Origin of the sequence: Sebaldella sp. S0638 (assembly GCF_024158605.1) — a bacterium.
Classification (GTDB): Bacteria; Fusobacteriota; Fusobacteriia; order Fusobacteriales; family Leptotrichiaceae; genus Sebaldella.
Genome location: NZ_JAMZGM010000291.1, coordinates 1 through 752, shown reverse-complemented (window position 1 = coordinate 752; position 752 = coordinate 1). Strand labels below are relative to the sequence as shown.

2 tRNA genes are annotated in these 752 nt (G+C 29.4%); both read right to left on the bottom strand.

Annotated elements, in window-relative coordinates:
• Positions 1-2 precede the first annotated feature (2 nt).
• Positions 3-75, bottom strand: a tRNA-Val gene (locus tag NK213_RS20355).
• A gap of 15 nt (positions 76-90) precedes the next feature.
• A tRNA-Glu gene (locus NK213_RS20350) sits at positions 91-165 on the bottom strand.
• Between the last annotated feature and the right edge of the window lie 587 nt (positions 166-752).

The window sequence follows — 752 nt, the reverse complement described above, 5'->3', positions numbered from 1 at the left end:
GGTGGTCGCTACTGGGCTCGAACCAGTGACCCCCTGCTTGTAAGGCAGGTGCTCTCCCAACTGAGCTAAGCGACCTTAAGGATTAAAGTTTGGTACGCCCTAGGGGGATCGAACCCCTGTTACCGGGATGAAAACCCGAGGTCCTGACCACTAGACGAAGGGCGCATAGTTGAGGTGCTTGTTTTCAAGCTGTTTTTCATATCCTCTCAAGACGAATTAGATAATATCATAAAAAAAAACTTTCGTCAACAATATTTTTGATATTTTTTTACTTTTTTTTCGCCTGTCTTGTCAAACCCTTGAAAACAAAGGCTTTTTTTCTCAAGTTTTTTTACAAAAAAAATGAGTTTTTTATTCTTTAGTGCAATTTCTCTATACAAATGAGCACTGTTTTTTTTGAATTTTTTTCTGTTTTTCCCAAAAAAATTTCCATAATATAATGAAAAAATTTTATAAATCATACTTTTATCATTTATATACCAAAATTTATCTGTTTGATTTTTATTTTTATTTATTATAATTCTTACCTTATATATGAAAATTTCGTTTTTTTGCCTTAATTAATAAGTTTACCATAATTAATCTTTCTGCACTTTTTTTCTTCTAAGTTTTTTCTATGATTATTTATATTGTTTTTTTGGTATAATTTACTGTGTACATAATAACTAAAATTTTAATTAGACCAGTTATAAAATGTCAAGGAAAAAAAGAAGAATTTTTAAATAAAAAAATGAGTATCACAAAATAGACAG